The following is a 19,813-nucleotide window of genomic DNA, read 5'->3' on the forward strand; positions in this document are numbered from 1 at the left end:
AATCAGACTGTGATATTGCTCCCGGCAATTGCGCAGCACCCGCATTTAGCATGGGAAGACTGACGACCCGGGGGGTTTGACCTATGACCGACGGCGCACACGGCACCGACGGCGCAACGTACGCGTGGGCTCCGCCCGAGCCCGCGAAGCGCAAGAACCGTTCCGGACTCTGGATCGGCATCCCCGCCGGCGCGACGGCCGTGGCCCTCATCGCCGCTTCGCTGGTGCTGATCGCCCCCGGCGCATCCGTGGCGGGCGTGCAGATCGGCGGCCTGACCGCCGGTGCCGCCGCCCAGGCCATCTCGTCGCGCCTCGCGCAGACGACCGTCCAGGTCGAGAGCCCCGCGGGCGAGGTCACCGTCACCGGCGCCGATCTCGGCGCGACCGTCGACGCGGCGGCCCTGGCCGACAAGGCGTTCGCCGACAACCCGATGTGGAAGCCGTCGTCGTGGTTCCCCCAGGGAACAGGCGTCGCCATTCAGGTCAACGCGGCTGCAGCGGCGACCGCTCTGCGCGAGCGTGCGCCGGGCACGTACCGCGCCCCCGTCGACGCCACGGTCGCCTACGACGCAGCGTCCCAGACGTACGTCACGACCGCGGCCGAGGCCGGCGAGGGCATCGACGTCGCCGCCGTGACCGCCGCACTGCAGTCTGCTTTCGATGCCGGCAAGACCTCCACCACCGTCGACGCGGAGCTCGTGCCTGTCGAAGCACCCGTCTCGACAGAAGAGGCCGACGCCGCCGTCGCCACCCTGAACGGCATCCTCGACTCGGCGGGCTTCTACGTCGGCGACGAGCGCACCGTCGCGGTCGACCGCGCCACCGCGGCGTCGTGGCTCACGGTGACCCCCGACGGGAAGGGCGATTTCGCCATCTCGGCCGACGCCGCCGCGATCCAGAAGGCCGTCGACGGTCTGGCCGGAAGTGTCAACCGCGCAGCCGTCAACGCCGACGTCATCGTCGACACCGGCGGCGAGGTCATCAAGACGCTCACCGAGGGCAAGACCGGCCGGGCACTGGGCGACACCGCTGGCGTCGCCGACGCGTTCGCGCGGCAGCTCGCCGAGGGCAACGGCAAGTTCGCCCTCGCCGTGACCGAGACGCCGTTCGAGACCACCAAGACCGAGCGTCGCATCGAGGTCAACCTCAGCACGCAGACCACCACGCTGTGGCAGAACGGCCAGGTGTACCGCACCTACACGATCTCGTCGGGTGCGGGCGACCACGCGACCCACACGGGTGAGTTCCGCATCGGCTGGAAGACCGCGATGCAGGACATGGGCTGTGTTCCCGGGTACGACTACTGCACCAAAGATGTCCCCTGGGTCGCCTACTTCAACGGCGACGAAGGCTTCCACGGCACGTACTGGCACAACAACTTCGGAACGCCCATGAGCCACGGCTGCATCAACATGACGATCTCCGCGGCCAAGGAACTGTACGACTGGGCCTACCGGGGCACGCAGGTCTCGGTCCACTACTGAGCACGACTGCCTCGAAGGGGCGGATGCCACATGGCATCCGCCCCTTCGTCGTTTCTCGGGCCTGCGGCTCGCGGGGTCATCCGCGAGCGTCGCTCACAACTCCTGCGGGTCTGGCCCACACGGGCCGCGGGCACGCGCGCGGCCCGGAGATGCAGGAGTCGTGCGGGCCGCGGTCAGACGACACGGCTCCGGGCCCGCCGTTCCGCCGCGACTCCGACTACGCCGCCTCCCCGGCCAGCGCCGCATCTCCCGCGCGAACCGCGACGCGCGACAGCCGCCGCCGCGACGCGCACAACTCCTGCAGAACACCTGCGTCGAGTGTCTCTCGTCGCCGGACTCGCGTACACGCAGGAGTTGTGCCCCGGCGGCCGCGCGGCAGCACCGGCGCGAAACAGAGGGGCGGATGCCGTGCGGCATCCGCCCCTCTCGGGTCAGGCGGTCAGCGCAGGGCGTCGACCACCGCGTTCAGCGTGGCCGAGGGGCGCATGACCTTCTCGACGAGCGCGGTGTCGGGGCGGTAGTACCCGCCGATGTCGGCCTTGTGGCCCTGGACCGCGTTGAGCTCGGAGACGATGGTCTCCTCCGAGGCTTCCAGCTTCTCGGCGACCGGGGCGAAGACGGCGGCCAGCTCGGCATCCGTCGTCTGCTGCGCCAGCTCCTGCGCCCAGTACAGCGCGAGGTAGAAGTGGCTACCGCGGTTGTCGATCGTGCCGAGGGCGCGACCGGGCGACTTGTCGTTCTCGAGGAACGTGCCGGTCGCGGCGTCCAGGGTCTGCGCGAGCACGCGCGCGCGCTCGTTGCCCGTGGTGTCGGCGAGGTGCTCGAGCGACGCCGCGAGGGCGAAGAACTCCCCCAGCGAGTCCCAACGGAGGTAGTCCTCCTCGACGAGCTGCTGCACGTGCTTCGGGGCCGATCCGCCGGCGCCGGTCTCGAAGAGGCCACCGCCCGCGAGCAGCGGGACGATCGAGAGCATCTTGGCGCTCGTGCCCACCTCGAGGATCGGGAACAGGTCGGTGAGGTAGTCACGCAGCACGTTGCCGGTGACGGAGATCGTGTCTTCCCCGCGGCGGATGCGCTCGAGCGAGTACGTGGTGGCCTCGGCCGGCGCGAGGATTTCGATCGTGAGGCCCTCGGTGTCGTGGTCGGCGAGGTACTCGTGCACCTTGGCGATGAGGTTGCGGTCGTGCGCACGGTTCTCGTCCAACCAGAACACGGCGGGCACGCCGGTCGCGCGGGCGCGGGTGACGGCGAGCTTCACCCAGTCGCGCACCGCGACGTCCTTGGCCTGGGTCGCGCGCCAGATGTCACCGGCGTTGACCTCGTGCTCGAGGAGCACGTCGCCGTTCGAGGCGACGACCTGCACGCGGCCGGGAGCCGCGATCTCGAAGGTCTTGTCGTGGCTGCCGTACTCCTCGGCCGCCTGCGCCATGAGACCGACGTTCGGCACGGAGCCGATCGTCGCGGGGTCGAGCGGGCCGTTCGCGATGACGTCTTCGATGGTCGCCTGGTAGACACCGGCGTACGAGGAGTCGGGGATGACGGCGAGGGTGTCGTCTTCTCCCCCGTCGGCGCCCCACAGCTTGCCGCCGTTGCGGATGAGGGCGGGCATCGAGGCATCCACGATGACGTCGGAGGGGACGTGCAGGTTCGTGATGCCCTTGTCGCTGTTGACGTACGACAGGCGGGGGCCGTTCTCGAGCGCCGCGCGGATCTCGGCCGCGATCGCGTCGCCGCCCTCGACGTTCGACAGGCCCGCGAGGATCGAGCCGAGGCCGTCGTTCGGGGTGAGGCCGGCGGCGGCGAGCGCGTCGCCGTGGCGGTCGAACACGTCGGCGAAGAACGCCTTCACGACGTGGCCGAAGATGATCGGGTCGCTGACCTTCATCATCGTGGCCTTGAGGTGCACCGAGTAGAGCACGTCGTCGGCCTTGGCCTGCTCGAGCGTGTCGGCGAGGAACGCGTCGAGCGCTGCGGCCGAGAGGAAGGTGGCATCCACGATCTCGCCCTGCAGGACCTTGAGGCCCTCCTTCAGCGTCGTGGTGGTGCCGTCGGCGGCGACGTGCTGGATCGTGAGCACGTCGTCGTCGGCGATGACCACGGACTTCTCGTTCGAGAAGAAGTCGTCGTGACCCATCGTGGCGACACGCGTCTTCGACCCGTCGGCGAACGCCTTGTTGCGGTGCGGGTGCTTCTTGGCGTAGTTCTTCACCGCGAGGGGCGCGCGGCGGTCGCTGTTGCCCTCGCGCAGCACGGGGTTCACGGCCGAGCCCTTGATGCGGTCGTAGCGGGCGCGTACGTCTTTGTCTTCGACGCTGGACGCCTCGTCCGGGTAGTCGGGGATGTCGTAGCCCTGCGCCTGGAGCTCGGCGATCGCGGCCTTGAGCTGCGGGATGGATGCCGAGATGTTCGGCAGCTTGATGATGTTCGCCTCGGGGAGCGTGGCGAGACCGCCGAGCTCGGCGAGCGCGTCGCCGACCTGCTGCTCGGGGGTGAGGCGCTGCGGGAAGGCCGCGAGGATGCGGCCGGCGAGCGAGATGTCGCGGGTCTCGACGTCGACACCCGCCTGCTTCGTGACGGCCTGCACGATGGGCAGGAACGACGCGGTGGCAAGTGCCGGCGCCTCGTCGGTGTACGTGTAGATGATGGTGGAATCGGGCACGTCAGATCTCTCCGTAGAGGCGGCCAGGGTTGCGTTTCAGCCTATCGCACGTCAGCAAAGTCTCTTGATGTCGAGATAGTTCTCGGCATCCCGCACCGATCCGGGCCGGTCCCCGGGCGTCATCCGATGTAGCCGCGTTCCTTCGCCGTGGAGGGATGACCGAGGCTCTCGCGGGGCAGGTCGACCGGACGCATCCACCCGGGCCCCTGCACGATCGCACCCCGCGCGGCGAGGTCGTCGACGACCGGATCGACGGCGTCGGCGACGATCGGCGAAAGCTCGTGTCCGACGATCATCGACACCACGATCTCGCTCTGCTCACCGACCGGGACAGCGTCGACGAGGACGACGGCGTGCTTCGACAGGGGGCCGAGCCGCGACGTCACGAGGGCCAGACCCGTGCCGTTCAGCACGGCATCGCCGAAGAAACTGCCCCGGCGCATAACGATGACCTCTCCCGACACCTCACTGCGGACGAAGCCCGAGCGACGAAGCCCCTCGGTGACCGCCGCGATGGTCGGCGCCGTCTCCGCCGCCGGAACACGGAACAGGCAGGCCGCAGCGATCTTGTGGCGCCCGACGGGCGCGTCACCGCGGCGCGGGAACGCGCGGGGCGCGGCGCTCACGACGGCCATCCCCGCGCGAGATCGCCGTCGAGCGTCTCGGTTTCGCCGACCCACTCGTCCAGAATGCTCCGGGCGTTGTCGAGGAGAGCATTCATGCGAGTCATGCCGTCCGACCAGTCGCGCTGGGCCGACGCGTAGGCGGCCCGCGCGTCTCCGGACCATCCCCTGGAAAGGGCGGATGCCGCGGATTCGAGCGCCGAGAGGTGCCCGGCGATCGATGTCTGCGCGGCGGCGAGTCGTCCTGCCGCCTCGTGGGCGGCACCGTAGTCCAGTCGCATCCCGCTCACTGCGGCATCCCTCCCATTCGGGCGATCCGCTCGCGCAGCGCCGCCCCTCGGGCCAGCAGTCGTTCGCGCTCGAGCGCGAGTTCCTCGGCCGGGTCGGGTTCGCCTGCGGCTTCCGCCTCGGCCCGTAGTTCTTCCGCGAGACGCGCGACGCCGGAACGCGCAGCCTCCCGCACTCCCTGCGCCGCGGCGCTGTCGTCGGAACCGTCGAAAACCGCCTCACGGCTCGTCTCGCCGAGATCGATGCGCCCCTGCAGAACCTGCCAGTCGCGTCCGAGCTCTCCGCTTCGGGCACCACGCGCGAACGCCTCTTCGGCGTCCTCGTCGCGGGCGAAGAGCGCCTCGCCCCGTGCACGGAGGGACTCGATGTAGGTCACCCGTCGGCGGGTTGCCTCGAAGAGATCGTCGTCGCCGCTCATGCCGCCGCCCTCCGTCCGGTGTCCACGAGCAGACGCAACAGATCATCGAGCAGGAGGGCCGTCTCCACGAGCTGCGCCTTCGCCTCCACGGCACCCTCGATCGCGTCGAAGATGGCGTCGATCACGTTGTAGATGATTCGGATGGCGCCGAAGATCTGCGAGGCGAGCACCGCACCCCGCGCGGCGCTGACGATCCAGCCCGCGATCGGAACGGTCGCCGTGGTCGCCATCTCCAACAGACCGATGACGATCTGGTTGAGCAGGAAGGTGATCGTCGAAGCGGCTGCCTTCGAGACGAGCACCAGTGTTCCCGCCTTCGCCGAGACGATGTCGCACGCCGCTCCGAGCGCGAACATCGTGCCCCCGATCGCCGCCACGCCCCCGCGGAACGCGAGTCCGGCGGCCCCCTCCCAGAACTCCCCCTGCCGCGTCAGGCCCGCGGCATTGTCGGCGACCGCACGGCTCGCGTCGCCGAGATACCCCCAGGCGATGGACACCTCCTCGATCCCCGTCCAGTCCCCCGCGAAGGGCTTGAGGATGACGTCTTCGAGGAGACTGAAGCCGGCGATCTGTTCGAACACCCAGTCGACGCCCCCGAGCAGCGGTCCTGCCCCCCAGCGCATCGACTCGATCTCGCTCATTGTCGCGTTGGGCGCGACCAGGTAGCTCGACGCGTCCTGCCGTTCCACCACGCCCGTGGCACCGCCGCTCCAATCGTCGACGGCTCCTCTCACATCGTCCGCGATGCCCCGCGCCCCCGATACGAAAGACGGGCCCGCCTGGCCGATCTGGTCGAACAGCCAGGGTTCCGGATCGCCGTGTCCCTCCGGCGCCCCGCCCTGGGCGGACGGCAATGTCGGGGGGTTCGCCCGCGGATCGGCGAACGTCGTCCCCGAGCCGCCGAGCGGCGCGAGGGCGGCGACCATACGGTCGTGCAACGCGCGCTCGTGCTCGGCATACGCCTCGGATGCACCGTCGACTTTGTCGGCGGCCGTGTTCATCACCCGTGCCATGCCGTCGGCGACCTGCACTCCGATGACGGCGATGGCGAGAGAAAGTGCCGTGAAGGGCAGGAGGATGACGCCGGTGTCCGAAGGGGTCAGGATGCCGCGCTCCTGCACGTACCGCGACATCGCGGGCAGGTGCTGCTCGCCCTGCCGCCGAAGCGTCTGCGAACACAACGCCATCTGTCCGTAGTCCACACGCATCCGACCACCCTACGCAGAGGGCATGCCCGGGTGGCACCCCCCGACGCGCCCGATTCGGGGCGCGTGGGTGGGCGGTGCGGTCTTCGCGGCGGGTGCGCGGCGGGGCCCCCGCACGCGTGTCCGGCATCCCATGCGAGGGCATGAGCCCTTTGGGTCGGGACGATGGTGCCGCTAGCCTGGGCGCATGGCTGACCTGCGTCTCGTCGAACTGTCCGCCGCCACGATCGTGGCGGTGAACACCCTGTCGCTCAAGCCCGGGCAAGAGCAGTTCCTCGCTCCCGTCAGCTACGGCATCGCCGCGACCGTCAGCAACCCGCAGACGTCATGGCAGCGGGTCGTGGTCGACGGCGACGAGGTCGTCGGCTTCGTCAGCGCCAACTTCGATCCGGATGCCCCCGAGGAACACTTCCGCTCGGTCTTGTGGCGCATCAACGTCGACGCCGACGACCAGGGTCGCGGTGTGGGCAGCTTCGCGCTGGGCGAGCTCCTCAGCGAGGCACGCCGTCGCGGCATGGACCACGTCGACGTCATCTACGAACCCGGCGTCGGCGGCCCCGAAGCGTTCTTCCAGCACGTGGGCTTCGTACCCGTCGGCGAGACCGAGTACGGCGAGGTCATCGCGCGGGTCGGCGTCTGAGGCGAACCGCCGCTGCTTCCCGGGTGAGGTTCGAGCCTCCAGGCGCTTGCGGGACGCATTTCTTCTTACTGTGTCCTCGTGATCGGACCGTGGTTCTCCATCCCCTTCGGGGTCGCGCTCGCGGCCTACAGCCTCCTCCAGCTGGGCTCGACCCCGCAATGGTGGAACATCGCCATCACGACCATCCTGCTTCTTGCCGCCGTGGCGTCCGTCCTGCGGGGCGTCCTCGACCTCAGGGCCCGCCGCCGAGCCACACGCGATTGAGACGGATGCCACGCCCCCGCGCGACGCGGGGGCGTGGCATCCTGTGTTCTCTGCGCCCGGGATCAGACGAGCGACTCCTGCCACGCGGCGTGCAGCTGCGCGAACTTGCCCGTGCCGGCGATGAGCGCGGCCGGGGTGTCGTCCTCGATGATGCGGCCGTGCTCCATCACCAGCACGCGATCGGCGATCGCCACCGTGGACAGCCGGTGGGCGATGATGATCGCCGTGCGGTCGGCGAGCAGGGTCTGCAGCGCGTCCTGGATCTGCCGTTCGCTGGGGATGTCGAGAGACGCCGTGGCCTCGTCGAGGATGAGCACCGCCGGGTTCGCCAGGAACGCGCGCGCGAACGAGACGAGCTGCCGCTGGCCGGCGGACACGCGTCCGCCGCGCTTGTTCACGTCGGTGTCGTAGCCGTCGGGCAGCTTCTCGATGAAGCCGTCCGCGCCCACCGCGCGCGCCGCAGCACGGATCTCGCTCATCGTCGCGTCGGGCTTGCCGAGCGCGATGTTGTCGGCGACGGTCCCGCTGAACAGGTACGCCTCCTGCGTGACCATGACGATCGCGCGCCGAAGGTCCTTCGGGTGCAGGCGGCGCAGGTCGACGTCGTCGAGGGTCACCGCTCCGCTCGTCGGATCGTAGAAGCGCGAGACGAGCTTCGCCAACGTCGACTTGCCGGCCCCCGTCGTGCCGACGAGCGCGATCGTCTGACCGGCGGGGATGTCGAGCGAGAAGTTCGGCAGGATGACGCGGTCGTCGCTGTATCCGAAGGTGACCTCGTCGAACCGGACGTGCCCCTGCGCCGACCACAGGTCTACGGGGTTCGTCGGATCGGGAACCGTCGGTTCCTCTTCGAGCACGCCCGAGACCTTCTCGAGCGCCGCCGTCGCCGACTGGTACGAGTTCAGGAAGAACGCGACCTCCTGCAGCGGCGAGAAGAAGTTGCGCACGTACAGCACTGCTGCCGTCAGCACACCGATCTCGAGCGGCCCGGCGATCACGCGCCCGCCACCCCACAGCAGCACGAGCGCGACCGACACCGCGGCGACGGCCATGATGCCGGGCTCGAACGTGCCGAACAGCCGGATCGATCGCATGTTCACGTCGCGGTAGTCGCCGGCGAGCTTGCCGAACTCCTCGTCGTTGCGCGGTTCCTTGCGGAACGCCTTCACGGCGCGGATACCGGTCATGGTCTCGACGAATTTCACGATGACCTGGGCGCTGATCACGCGGGACTCGCGGTAGATGACCTGCGAGCGCCGATAGAACCACCGCATGAGCAGGTACATCGGAATACCCATGACCGTGAGGATCAGCCCCGACTGCCAGTCGATGAGGAACAGTGCTCCGAGGGTGAACAGACCGTAGAGGACCCCCGAGACGAGTTCGTTGAGCCCTCCATCGAGGAGCTCGCGGATCGTGTCGAGGTCGCTCGTCTGCCGAGAGATGATGCGGCCCGACGTGTACGACTCGTGGAACTCCAGGCTCAGTCGCTGCGTGTGCAGGAAGATGCGTTTGCGCAGGTCGAGCATCACGGCCTGCGTCAGACGGGCGGCGACCACGACGTACCACCCGATCAGGACGGCACCGCCGACCCCCGCGAGCAGGTAGATGCCCACGACGCCGATGGTCGGCATCCAGTCGCTGCGCTCGATCACGGCGGGCAGGGCGTTGTCGATGCCGTACGCGATCAGCGCGGGGCCGGCGACGCGCAGCGCCGTCGACACCACGAGCACCGCCGCGGCGAGCACGAGCTGCCACCGCAACGGCGAGACCAGCGAGCCCAGCAGGCGCAGCGAGCGCTGACGGATCGCCCGGCTCTCTTCGCGGGTGTAGTCCGAGCGGTCTTCGCCGCTGGTTCCGGAGACGGTCGCGGTGCTCATCGGGTCGCCTCCTTCTCGGTCAGCGTGTCGTCTTGGGCGCGGATCACGTCGATCGCACCGGTACGCGCTTCGCGCTCGGCCTCTTCCAGGCTCGAGATCACGTAGCGATAGTGCTCGCTCTCGCGCAGCAGTTCGGAGTGCGTGCCGACGGCGGTGACCCGTCCATCCTCGAGCAGGGCCACCCGGTCGGCGAGTGTGACGGTCGAGGGCCGGTGCGCGATGACGAGGGCGGTCGTCTCGCTGAGTACCTCGCGCAGCGCGTCTTCGACGAGCGCCTCGGTGTCGACGTCGAGCGCCGACAGCGGGTCGTCGAGCACGAGGACGGCGGGACGCGCGGCCACGGCCCGCGCGAGCGCGAGGCGCTGACGCTGCCCACCCGACAGGCTCAAACCCTCCTCGCCGATGACGGTGTCGAGGCCCGCGGGCAGGTCGAACACGAAGTGCGCCTGCGCGACCTCGAGCGCTTCGCGCAGCACGCGCTCGGCCTCGTCCGACCCCGGCGCGAGGTCTTCGCGACCGAGCAGGACGTTCTCGCGCACGGTCTGGGAGAACAGCGTCGCGTCTTCGAACGCCATCCCGACGTGGCGGCGCAGCTCGGCGAGGCTCAGCTCGCGCACGTCGACGCCGTCGAGCAGCACGCGGCCGCCGGTGACGTCGTACAGGCGACCGGGCAGAGTGGTCAGCGTCGTCTTGCCCGAGCCGGTGAGCCCCACGAGCGCCATCGTCTCGCCGGGGCGCAGCACGAGGTCGACCCCGTCGATGAGGTCGGGCTCGGTGTCGGCGGCATCCTGATACCGGAAGTGCACGCCCTCGAAGGCGAGCTCGCCGCGCGGAGTGGCGATGGTCCGAGGATTCTCGGGGTCGACGATCGTGTTCTGCTCGTCGAACACCTCGAAGATGCGATCGGTGGCCGTGCGGGCGTCGAGCAGGAACGAGAAGAGGAAGCCGATGGACTCCATCGGCCAGCGCAGCACCGTCGCCATCGCGAAGAACGCGACGAGTTCGGCCACCTGCAGCTGCCCGAGCTGGGCCAGGACGATGCCGGCCCCCAGGCACACCGCGAAGGCGATGTCGGGAAGCAGCACGAGGAAGAACCAGATCCAGCCGACGGCCCGCGCCTTGTCGATCTCGGTCTCGCGGAGCGACTCGGCCTGCTGGGTGAACTTCTGCAGCGCGTGCCGACCACGGCCGAAGGCCTTCAGGACACGGATGCCGTGGACGCTCTCTTCGACCGAGGTCGCGAGGTCGCCCGCCTGGTCCTGACTCCGGCGGGTGAGCGCGCCGTAGCGCTTCTCGAAGCGGAAGCCGACGTAAATGACGGGAGCGGAGGTCACCAGGAACAGCGCGCCGAGAAGCCAGTGCCAGCGGAAGAGCAGCATGGCGCCGATGACGATCGTCAGCAGGTTGACCACGAGCAGGATGACGCCGAAGGCGAGCCAGCGGCGGAGCATGCTGATGTCCTGCATCATGCGCGAGAGCAGCTGCCCCGACTGCCAGCGATCGTGGAAGGCGACCGGGAGTCGCTGCAGACGCGCGTAGAACGACTGGCGCAGGTCATACTCGACCTTCGTCGCGGGGGCCAGCACGAACCAGCGGCGCAACCACACCATCGCGGCCTCGGCGAGCCCGAGACCGAGCACGGCGAGCGAGCCCCACACGAGCGCCCCGGGGTCGAGCGAAGCGATCGGACCGGCGACGATCTGCTCCAGCACGAGCGGGATGGCCAGCGCCAGCAGGCTCGCGATGAGCGCGGTGACGGCGCCCGCGACGAGTCGCGGCAGCACGGGACGCGCGACGGGCAGAAGTCGGGCGAGCGCGCGCGGAGTGGACAGGTGCGGGCGAGGAGAAGCGGAAGTCATGATCCTCTGGAGGTCGAGAGCGAGCGCCGGGATCGGGCGCGGGAGGGGATGCCGAGGGCACCGGTCGTGAGCCGGTCGGAAGCGAAGCAGCGCCGGGGCGCCGAACCCTAGTGGCGTCGGGGGGAACGCGAGGGGGCGGAGAACGCGACGGCGTGCGCGACGGGGGCGTCGACGTGATCCATGGCATCCTCCTCGAGATGATCGACAGCTGCCCGGGATCGCGACAGCCCTTCAGACTATCTCCGACGGAAGTCGGATGACAAGAGCGGATCGGCGTCCTGCCGCCCGCCGCCCCGTCTCGTCGGCGTGCTCAGACCGCCTCGCGCGCGAGCAGGCGACGCTTCACCTCCGTGCCCCACGCGAATCCGCCCATCGTGCCGTCGCCGCGCAGCACGCGGTGACAGGGGACGAACAGCGCGGGCGCATTGCGAGCGCAGACGGATGCCGCCGCCCGCACGGCCGTCGGCGAACCGAGGGCCGTCGCGAACCCGGTGTAGGTCAACGGGTGCCCGGGGGTGATCCGGCGGAGGGCGTCCCACCCCGCGCGCTGCAGAGGGGTGCCGAATTGCCGCACCTCGACCGTGTCGATCGCGCCGAGGTCACCCTCGTAGTAGGCGCGCACGGCGTCGGCCGCGGCGGTGTCGCCGTCGACGATCTCGTTGGGGTGCCGCTCGGGACGCAAGCGGGCCAGCACCGCGGCAGGATCGTCGGTCCAGCCCGATACGAGGATCTTTCCGTCGGAGTCGGCGAGGATCGCGAACGGACCGTCGGGGGTCTCGACGATCTGCAGGGTGGCGGTGCTCATGGGCGGGTCTCGCTTTCGGGGATCACGGCGGAAGGGGTCGGGGAATCGGTGGCGGTGCGAGTCGTGCGCGACCTCGCGGCTCGGGGCCCGGAGCCGTGGACGACCGCGGCCGCCACGCTCTCGGCGCCGGAGACCCGCCACGCTTGGGTCACGGGAGCCGCGTACCAGTAGTGCGCCATGGCGTAACTGCGCCAGGGTGCGAGGCGCTCGGACCACGCGGTGAACGCGGCCGGGTCGGACGGGAGCCCCAGCGCCGCCGCACCGGCCCGCGCCGCGACATCGCCCGGAAGCAGCACATCGGGGTCGCCGAGGACGCGCATGCGGACGTAGTCGGCCGTCCACGGGCCCACGCCGCGGAGGGCGAGCAGGCGCGCGCGCTGCTGCGCGCTGTCGTCGCCAGGGCCGAGAGCGAGCGTCCCGTCGGCGAGCGCTTCAGCGGCCCCGACGATGGCGCGCATCCGCGCGCCGGGGCCGCGCAGCACCTCGAGTCCGCGTTCGGCGATGGCCGTGGCATCCGGGAACAGGGTCATGGGCTCGGGGCCGACGGTCACCTCTTCGCCGAGCGCGGCGGTCAGCCGCCCCTGCATCGTGCGGGCGGAGGCGACGCTGATCTGCTGGCCGATCATGGCGCGCAAGAGCATCTCCCCCGCGTCGATCGCCCCCGGCACGCGCACGCCCGGTATCGCCGCGACGGCGGCGGCGAGTTCGGGATGCCGTGACAGTTCGGCGTCGATCGCGATCGGGTCGGCGTCGAGGTCGAACAGGCGGCGCACCCGCGCGATGAGGGTGCCGAGATCGGCCAGGGCCGTGAGCCGAGCGCGCAGGCGCAAGCGGCCGTCATCGGAGAGACGCACCTCGAACCACGCCGGGCCGCCGGGCAGCCGCGCGACGCGCGCGAAGGAACGATCACCACCGACCTCGACGCCGGGGATCGCGTGCGCCCGCATCCAGCCGAAGAGCCCGGTCGTGTCGATGGGACCGCGCACGGGCAGGGCGAGGTCGATCTCGCCGGCGGTCGCCGCGACCCCCGACGCCCGGGACCGGCGCGCTCGGAGATCGCGCGGTGGCATCCCGAACACCTCGCCGATGGTCTCGGTGAACTGCCGGATGCTGGTGAACCCCGCGGAGAAGGCCACGTCGGCAGACGAGAGGTCGGTGCCGACGAGCAGGGCGCGGGCAGTGTGCGCACGGTTTGCGCGGGCCAGCGCGAGTGGTCCGGCACCGAGCTCGGCGGTGAGCACCCGCGTGAGGTGCCGCGCCGAATACCCGAGTCGGCGCGCGAGACCGGGGACGCCCTCGCGATCGACGACCCCGTCGGCGATCAGCCGCATCGCTCGGGCGACGACGTCGCCGCGCACGTCCCACATCGGCGAGCCCGGGGCTGCCTCGGGCAGGCAGCGTTTGCACGCGCGGTACCCCGCTTCGTGGGCGGCGGCCGAGGTGGGGTAGAACGTGACGTTCTCTTCTTTCGGGGTGCGAGCCGGGCAGCTCGGTCGGCAGTAGATGCCCGTCGAGCGCACCGCCGTGACGAACTGCCCGTCGAAGCGCCGATCGCGCGACTGGATGACGCGGTAGCGCTCGGTGAAGCCGGGAGCGGTCGGGGCGGAAGAGGTCATGGCATCCACCCTGCCACCGACCTCCGACATCGGCTGGCGGAAATCGGACATGGCCGTGGAGGGCGCCGAGCGCTCCTGCCGGCCACACGCCCCGCTGCCCCGAGCGACGGGCGTGAGCGTCCAGAACACCCGGAGCGGGAAGAGAGTCGTCCGGGTGTTGTGGACACTGGACGGCGCGGGGCGAGCGCGTGAGCGACGCGAACGCGACGACGCTGCGGGAGAGCGCGCAGGCGGCGCGAGGGCGCCGCGCGCGCTCCGGGTCGAAGGCGCGAGAGCGACGTCACCATCAGCCCGCCGCGCGACGCGCAACCCCCGGTCGATGTCGGAGGGTCTGAGTAGCGTGAGGGGATGAGCGAACGCGAATACGACCTCATCGTCATCGGCGCCGGTCCCGTGGGCGAGAACGTCGCCGACCGCGCGGTGCGGGCCGGGCTCACCGCGGCGATCGTCGAGTCCGAGCTCGTCGGCGGCGAGTGCTCGTACTGGGCGTGCATGCCGTCGAAGGCGCTGCTGCGCAGCGGCGCGGCCCTGCGCGCGGCGCGCGATGTCGACGGCGCGAAGCAGGCGGTGACCGGCGACCTCGACATCGCGGCCGTGCTGCGCCGCCGCGACACCATGACGAGCGACTGGAACGACTCCGGTCAGGTCGAGTGGCTGCAGGGCGCGGGCATCGACCTCGTCCGCGGCCACGGGCGACTGACGGGCGAGAAGACGGTGCAGGTCACCGCCGACGACGGCACCGCCACCGACCTTCGCGCCCGCCACGCGGTCGCCGTGTGCACCGGATCCGCGGCGCTGCTGCCCGACGTCCCCGGTCTCGCCGACGTCTCCCCCTGGACCAGTCGCGAGGCCACCGCCGTCCAGCAGATCCCCGCCTCCCTCGCGATCATCGGCGGCGGTGTCGTGGGGGCCGAGATGGCGACGGCGTACGCCAGCCTCGGCGCCGACGTGACCATCATCGCCCGCTCCGGCCTGCTCGGCGGCAACGAGCCGTTCGCGGGTGAGCTGGTCGCGACCTCGCTCCGCGATCGCGGGGTCACCGTCAAGACGGGGGCGGATGCCACGGCCGCGCGCCGCGACGATGACGGGCGCGTGGTGCTCGAGCTCTCCGACGGCACCGCCGTCACGGCCGCCGAGGTGCTCGTCGCGACGGGCCGCGTGCCCCGTACCGACGACCTGGGTCTGGACACGGTCGGCCTCGAGGCGGGCTCATGGCTCGATGTCGACGACACCCTGCGCGTGCGCGGGTCCGACTGGCTCTACGCGGTGGGCGACGTCAACCACCGTGCCCTGCTCACCCACCAGGGCAAGTACCAGGCCCGCGCGGCCGGTGACGTGATCGCTGCGCGCGCGCAGGGCGGCGAGGTCGACGATGCCCCGTGGGGGGCGCACGTCGCGACCGCCGATCACGACGCCGTGCCCCAGGTCACCTTCACCGACCCCGAGGTGGCATCCGTCGGGCTCACCGCGGCGAAGGCCGAGGAGCGCGGCCTGAAGGTGAAGGTGCTCGACTACGACCTCGCGAACGTCGCCGGATCCAGCGAGCAGTCCGACGCCTACGTCGGTCAGGCCCGCGCGATCGTCGACCTCGACCGCGGCGTGCTGGTCGGCGCGACGTTCGTCGGTCCCGACATCGCCGAGCTCCTGCACTCCGCGACCATCGCGATCGTCGGCGAGGTGCCCGTGAAACGGCTCTGGCACGCGGTGCCGTCCTACCCGACGGTCAGCGAGGTGTGGCTGCGCCTGCTCGAGACGCTCGGTCGCGACAGCGCCTGACCCCGGGCGGCTCGGCCGCAGAAGAAGACACGCCTCCCGCGGAGCCGACGCTCGCCCTGCCCGTTGGCATCCCGGAGCACGCCGTGCTCGGCGGTCGCGAAGTGTTCGTGCACTATCCCGTGGGCATCGGCGGCTCGAAGCTGCAGGCCGGATGGTTCGAGAAGCGCCTGGGCGTCGTCGGGACCGCACGCAACGCGAACACGGTCGCAAAGCTCGTCGCGATGACGGCGTGAGTGGCGGCGTGAGTGGCGGCGTGAGTGGCGGCGTGAGTGGCGCATAAACGCGATCCGCGCGCATAAACGCGCTCTCCCCGCGTTTATGCGCGCAGAAAGCGTTTATGCGTGGAGCGACGGGACGACACGACGACACGACGACACGACGACACGAGCGCACCGGGCCCCTCACCGACACCGAGCCCCGCCAGCGCACCGGGCCCACCCCGGCGCCCAAGCACGACCCACGGCCCCACGCCTCAGTGGAAGAAGTGGCGCTCCCCGGTGAAGAACATCGTCACACCCGCGGCGCGCGCGGCGTCGATGACCTCGGCGTCCCGCACCGACCCGCCGGGCTGGATGATCGCCGTGATCCCGGCGTCGATGAGCACCTGCGGTCCGTCGGCGAAGGGGAAGAAGGCGTCGGAGGCCGCGATCGAACCGGCCGCGCGATCCCCCGCCCGCTCCACGGCGAGGCGGCACGAGTCGACGCGGTTGACCTGCCCCATGCCGATGCCGACCGTCGCGGAGCCCTTGGCGAGCACGATGGCGTTCGACTTGACGGCGCGGCAGGCCTTCCACGCGAAGATGAGGTTCGTCATGTCCTCGTCGGCGGGGCGCTCGCCCGAGACGAGCTCCCAGTCCTTCGCGACCGACTCGATGTCGGCGGGGAACCGGTCGGCATCCTGCAGCAGCAGGCCGCCCGACACGAGACGGACGTCCATCGACTCCTGGCGCCAGTCGTCCGGCAGCTGCAGGACGCGGAGGTTCTTCTTGAGCTTGAACACCTCGAGCGCCTCGGGCTCGAAGTCGGGCGCGATGATGACCTCGGTGAAGATGTCGCGGAGGTTCTCGGCCATCTTCAGCGTCACGGTGCGGTTCGCCGCGATCACGCCGCCGAAGGCGGACACGGGGTCGCACTCGTGCGCGCGCAGATGCGCCGAGGCGATCGGGTCGAGCGCGTTGGGTGCGGCCACGGCGATGCCGCACGGGTTGGCGTGCTTGATGATCGCCACCGCGGGCTTGACCATGTCGAACGCCGCGCGAAGGGCCGCATCGGCGTCGACGTAGTTGTTGTACGACATCTCCTTGCCCTGCAGCTGCGTGGCCTGGGCGATGCCGTGTCCGCCGACGCGCGTGTAGATCGCGGCGCGCTGGTGCGCGTTCTCGCCGTAGCGCAGCGTCGACAGGCGCTCGGCCTGGATGGTCAGGTGCGCCGGCAGGTCGATGTCGTCGCCGAGCGTGCCCTCGGCGAACCACGTCGACACCGCGGTGTCGTAGGCGGCGGTGTGCGAGAACGCGCGGGCGGCGAGCTCGCGCCGCTGCACCAGCGAGGTGCCGCCGTCGGTGCGGAGGGCCTCGATGATCGCCGGGTACGACTCGGGCGAGACGACGATGGCGACGTTGGCATGGTTCTTCGCCGACGCGCGCACCATGGCGGGGCCGCCGATGTCGATCTGCTCCACGACGTCGTCGCCCTCGGCACCGGATGCCACGGTCTCCACGAACGGGTACAGGTTCACCACGACGAGCTCGAAGGGCCGGATGCCGAGCTCTTCGAGCTGCGCTTCGTGCGAAGCGAGCCGCAGGTCGGCGAGGAGCCCGGCGTGCACGTTCGGGTGCAGCGTCTTGACGCGTCCGTCGAGCGACTCGGGGAAGCCGGTGACGGCCGAGACGTCGGTGACGTCGTAGCCGGCGTCGCGCAGCAGCGTGGCCGAGCCTCCGGTCGAGACGATCTCGACGCCGGCGGCGGCGAGCGCCTCACCGAGTTCGAGCAGACCGGTCTTGTCGCTCACCGACACCAGCGCGCGGCGGATCGGGACGACGTCGCGGGGACGGTAGTCGGCGGGGTCGTGGCGGGGTCCGGCCATGGCGTTCGGCTCCTGTGTCTCGAGTCGGGGTCGTGGGCGGCGGGCGGGCACCCGCCGTGGGTCAAACGGTTCGGGATGCCGCCGCGGCGAGGTCGAGCTCGCCCTCGGCGATGCGGCGCACGACGTCGATCAGCAGGCGTCGTTCGACGGGCTTGATGCGCTCGTGCAGCGAGTCCTCATCGTCGCCGGGGAGCACGGGGATGCGCTCCTGCGCGAGGATCGGCCCCGTGTCGACGCCGGAGTCGACGACGATGACGCTCGCTCCGGTCTGTTCGACGCCGGCCGCAAGCGCGTCGCGCACGCCGTGCGCGCCCGGGAACTCGGGCAGGTATGCGGGGTGGGTGTTGATGATGCGCGGCTCCCACTCGGCGACGAGGTCGGCCGGCAGCAGGCGCATCATGCCGCTCAGCACGACGAGGTCGGGGTTCCAGACGGCGAGTTGCGCACCGAGTTCTGCGCCCCACTCCTCTCGCGACGCGAAAGCCGCGAACGGGACGAGGAAGGTCGGGATGCCGAAGTGCTCGGCGTGGGCGAAGCCGTCGGCCTCGCGGTCGGCGCCGACCGCCACCACGCGCGCCGGAAAGTCGGGGGCGGCAGCCGCCTCGAGCAGGGCGCGGAGGTTGGAGCCGGTGCCGGAGATGAGAACGGCGACCGTGAGCACGCGCTCAGTCTACGCAGGTGCGTCGGTGCCCGCCCGCGCCGACCGCTCAGCGACGACTCGCGGATCCATCGTCGTCGGGCGTCGCCCAGGCGGCGCGGATGCGGGCGCGCACCTCGTCGTCGTCGAGGTCGCCGGCGGCCGGGGGCGTCGCGGCACCCGGGGGCGCGTAGGCGCTCGGCCACACGTCGGAGGAGATGCCGGTCCCCGGTGACGGCATCGTGGGCGCGGGGCCGGTGTCGTGCTCATCGCGGTCGAAGGGCGCCCCGCGCGCGCGATGAGAGCGAGAAGGCCTCGGGCTCTTCGCGGTCGTCGACAGCGGCGGTCGCCGTCGCGTCCCCGCCGAAGCGCGGACTCAGCAGCAGGATCGCCAGCCCCAGCAGCACCTCGAGGCCCAGGGCGAGGGCCAGGGGCCCGGGCTGCGGACCGGTCTCGGCGAGACGCCCCGGCCCGATCGACCCCGACGACACGACGGCGGCGAGCGCTCCCACGCCGCCGGTGAGCGCGGCCACGACGACCGCGAGGGTCAGACGCGGCGCCACGGGCTCGGGGTCGGAGGTCACCGGCATCCGGGATCGCAGGATCCAGCCCGTGAGTGCACCGATCGCGATGGGCAGCAGCACGAGCAGCAGGAGCCACGACGACGTCGTATCGGGAACGGCCCCGAGCGCCGGGATGCCGGGGAGCGCACCGACCTGGGTCGCGGCGGGGGTGACCGCGGTATCGGTACCGAGGGCGAAGCCGGGGCCCGCGATGAACGCGACGGCCCACAGTACGAGCGTGGGCAGGTAGACGAGCTGGCCGAGCGCGATGACGGTCGCACCGATGGGATCGGCATTGGTGGCCTGGTAGATCCCGATGACCTGGGTCGAGCGCACGACGAGCCCCGCGGCGAGCACGACGCCGCCCGCACCCACGAGCCCGAGCGTCGTGAGGGCGATCCCGCGCACCGCGAGAAGGGGAATCCCGGCCCACGCGTCGGGCAGGCGCTCGATGCGCGCGCGCAGGGCATCGACCGGACCGTCGTCGCCGACGCGCCACGCCCCGATGAGCGCGCCGAGGAACGCGGGGACGAAGAACAGCAGAGAGGGCAGCAGGATCGCCAGCCACGTCTCGGATGCCACCAGGGCGGCGTTGCCGGTGAGGGCGACGAACGTCGCGATGCCGGCGAAGACCACCGAGCCCGCGAGCCATCCGGTGAGGCCCGCGCCCGCTTCGCCCGCGCGCACGCCCGAGCGGGCCGCGAACAGCGCGGTGGAGGCTGCGAAGGCCAGCGGCGCCAGCGAGAGGGTGAAGGTCGCGAAAGCGGGGTCGATGCCCGTGGCGGCGAGGTACGTGTCGGGCAGGGTCACCGCGATCGGCACGAGGTGACCGAGGTGCCAGACCGCCGCCGTGGTGGGCCACAGCGCTCCCCAGTCGGGGCTTGCGACCCCGACGACCCACAGCAGCGTCAGGGGCGCGAGAATGACGGCGATGCCGCCCGCGGCGGCCAGGACGGCGTCGAGGGCGGCCAGGAGGGCGACGAGAAGGCGATGCATGGGCGAGTCAGACCCTA

18 protein-coding genes are annotated in these 19,813 nt (G+C 71.0%); 5 read left to right on the plus strand and 13 right to left on the minus strand.

The window, feature by feature from the left end:
* The first annotated feature begins 83 nt into the window (after positions 1 to 83).
* On the plus strand, positions 84 to 1,484 hold the full coding sequence (locus QE412_RS08165; RefSeq protein ID WP_307482104.1) for a L,D-transpeptidase family protein: 1,401 nt from the start codon (positions 84 to 86) through the stop codon (positions 1,482 to 1,484).
* Between the two features lie 439 nt (positions 1,485 to 1,923).
* Here the strand turns inward: QE412_RS08165 and QE412_RS08170 are convergent, their stop codons facing one another.
* The 5 genes from QE412_RS08170 to QE412_RS08190 form a co-directional block, all read right to left on the minus strand.
* On the minus strand, positions 1,924 to 4,143 hold the full coding sequence (locus QE412_RS08170; protein WP_307482107.1) for an NADP-dependent isocitrate dehydrogenase: 2,220 nt from the start codon (positions 4,141 to 4,143) through the stop codon (positions 1,924 to 1,926).
* Between the two features lie 119 nt (positions 4,144 to 4,262).
* Positions 4,263 to 4,769 (minus strand): hypothetical protein, encoded by a 507-nt coding sequence (locus QE412_RS08175; protein ID WP_307482109.1) that lies wholly within the window; start codon positions 4,767 to 4,769, stop codon positions 4,263 to 4,265.
* The gene (locus QE412_RS08180; RefSeq protein WP_307487098.1) at positions 4,766 to 5,047 is read right to left on the minus strand and encodes a WXG100 family type VII secretion target; all 282 of its coding nucleotides are present in this window, start codon (positions 5,045 to 5,047) and stop codon (positions 4,766 to 4,768) included. Before QE412_RS08180 ends, QE412_RS08175 begins: the two co-directional genes overlap by 4 nt.
* 5 nt (positions 5,048 to 5,052) lie before the next feature.
* Positions 5,053 to 5,472, minus strand: coding sequence for a hypothetical protein (locus tag QE412_RS08185; protein ID WP_307482111.1), 420 nt, complete (start codon positions 5,470 to 5,472; stop codon positions 5,053 to 5,055).
* Complete coding sequence (locus QE412_RS08190) at positions 5,469 to 6,680, minus strand: hypothetical protein (RefSeq protein ID WP_307482114.1); 1,212 nt, start codon at positions 6,678 to 6,680, stop codon at positions 5,469 to 5,471. The genes QE412_RS08185 and QE412_RS08190 overlap by 4 nt, the downstream gene beginning before the upstream one ends.
* A gap of 184 nt (positions 6,681 to 6,864) precedes the next feature.
* On the opposite strand from QE412_RS08190, the gene QE412_RS08195 reads away from it, so the two are divergent.
* The gene (locus QE412_RS08195) at positions 6,865 to 7,317 is read left to right on the plus strand and encodes a GNAT family N-acetyltransferase (protein ID WP_307482117.1); all 453 of its coding nucleotides are present in this window, start codon (positions 6,865 to 6,867) and stop codon (positions 7,315 to 7,317) included.
* Positions 7,318 to 7,395: 78 nt separating this feature from the next.
* Positions 7,396 to 7,581, plus strand: a complete 186-nt coding sequence (locus tag QE412_RS08200; RefSeq protein ID WP_307482121.1) for a hypothetical protein — start codon at positions 7,396 to 7,398, stop codon at positions 7,579 to 7,581.
* 62 nt (positions 7,582 to 7,643) lie between these two features.
* On the opposite strand, the gene QE412_RS08205 is transcribed toward QE412_RS08200, so the two are convergent.
* The 4 genes from QE412_RS08205 to QE412_RS08220 all read right to left on the minus strand — a co-directional run bounded on the left by QE412_RS08205 (position 7,644) and on the right by QE412_RS08220 (position 13,741).
* On the minus strand, positions 7,644 to 9,461 hold the full coding sequence (locus QE412_RS08205; protein ID WP_307482124.1) for an ABC transporter ATP-binding protein: 1,818 nt from the start codon (positions 9,459 to 9,461) through the stop codon (positions 7,644 to 7,646).
* Positions 9,458 to 11,320, minus strand: coding sequence for an ABC transporter ATP-binding protein (locus QE412_RS08210; protein ID WP_307482127.1), 1,863 nt, complete (start codon positions 11,318 to 11,320; stop codon positions 9,458 to 9,460). Before QE412_RS08210 ends, QE412_RS08205 begins: the two co-directional genes overlap by 4 nt.
* Before the next feature lie 310 nt (positions 11,321 to 11,630).
* A complete protein-coding gene (locus QE412_RS08215) occupies positions 11,631 to 12,125 on the minus strand; it encodes a methylated-DNA--[protein]-cysteine S-methyltransferase (protein WP_307482130.1) in 495 nt (164 codons plus the stop codon).
* Positions 12,122 to 13,741 carry an Ada metal-binding domain-containing protein gene (locus QE412_RS08220; RefSeq protein WP_307482133.1) on the minus strand — a complete coding sequence of 540 codons (1,620 nt, stop codon included), beginning with the start codon at positions 13,739 to 13,741 and terminating at the stop codon, positions 12,122 to 12,124. Before QE412_RS08220 ends, QE412_RS08215 begins: the two co-directional genes overlap by 4 nt.
* Before the next feature lie 348 nt (positions 13,742 to 14,089).
* On the opposite strand from QE412_RS08220, the gene QE412_RS08225 reads away from it, so the two are divergent.
* Both QE412_RS08225 and QE412_RS08230 read left to right on the plus strand, forming a co-directional pair.
* Entirely contained in the window at positions 14,090 to 15,517 is a 1,428-nt protein-coding gene (locus tag QE412_RS08225; protein WP_307482135.1) for a dihydrolipoyl dehydrogenase family protein, read from the plus strand.
* A complete protein-coding gene (locus QE412_RS08230) occupies positions 15,475 to 15,750 on the plus strand; it encodes a hypothetical protein (protein WP_307482138.1) in 276 nt (91 codons plus the stop codon). Before QE412_RS08225 ends, QE412_RS08230 begins: the two co-directional genes overlap by 43 nt.
* A 239-nt stretch (positions 15,751 to 15,989) precedes the next feature.
* Here the strand turns inward: QE412_RS08230 and purH are convergent, their stop codons facing one another.
* The 4 genes from purH to QE412_RS08250 all read right to left on the minus strand — a co-directional run bounded on the left by purH (position 15,990) and on the right by QE412_RS08250 (position 19,796).
* On the minus strand, positions 15,990 to 17,600 hold the full coding sequence (purH, locus tag QE412_RS08235) for a bifunctional phosphoribosylaminoimidazolecarboxamide formyltransferase/IMP cyclohydrolase (RefSeq protein ID WP_307482140.1): 1,611 nt from the start codon (positions 17,598 to 17,600) through the stop codon (positions 15,990 to 15,992).
* A 61-nt stretch (positions 17,601 to 17,661) separates the two neighbouring features.
* Positions 17,662 to 18,261: a phosphoribosylglycinamide formyltransferase gene (gene purN, locus QE412_RS08240; protein ID WP_307482143.1), complete on the minus strand. Its 600-nt coding sequence runs from the start codon at positions 18,259 to 18,261 to the stop codon at positions 17,662 to 17,664.
* A 46-nt stretch (positions 18,262 to 18,307) separates the two neighbouring features.
* Complete coding sequence (locus QE412_RS08245; RefSeq protein ID WP_307482146.1) at positions 18,308 to 18,478, minus strand: hypothetical protein; 171 nt, start codon at positions 18,476 to 18,478, stop codon at positions 18,308 to 18,310.
* Positions 18,479 to 18,503: 25 nt separating this feature from the next.
* Positions 18,504 to 19,796, minus strand: a complete 1,293-nt coding sequence (locus tag QE412_RS08250; RefSeq protein ID WP_307482149.1) for a cell division protein PerM — start codon at positions 19,794 to 19,796, stop codon at positions 18,504 to 18,506.
* Between the last annotated feature and the right edge of the window lie 17 nt (positions 19,797 to 19,813).

The sequence above is a fragment of the Microbacterium trichothecenolyticum genome (genome assembly GCF_030818955.1).
GTDB classification, from domain to species: Bacteria; Actinomycetota; Actinomycetes; order Actinomycetales; family Microbacteriaceae; genus Microbacterium; species Microbacterium trichothecenolyticum_B.